Raw genomic sequence first — 325 nt, forward strand, 5'->3', positions numbered from 1 at the left:
AAACCATGTCAATAAAAACCGGGCGATTGTATGGTATGCTTTTAGGAGCCGGGTTCAGGGACATGATAAATGAGCGAAAAAGGCAAAAGGCCTCCTGATCAAGGAAGCCTTATTTTGCTTAGCTAAAATGTAATATGTGCTCAATTTAGACGCACTCTAATTTGGCTGCCTGCATCATAAACTCTCCATTATCAGGTTGGCTCCTACTCTTCTATCGCGATACTCAAAGGCAATATTAATCATCATTACACAACTCTATCGTTTCCATGTCCATGTCCAGGAGATTGATCAGCATAATCCGGTTACGCAGCAATTCCCCGCGGCC

This window comes from Syntrophomonas sp. UBA5494, assembly GCF_002426325.1.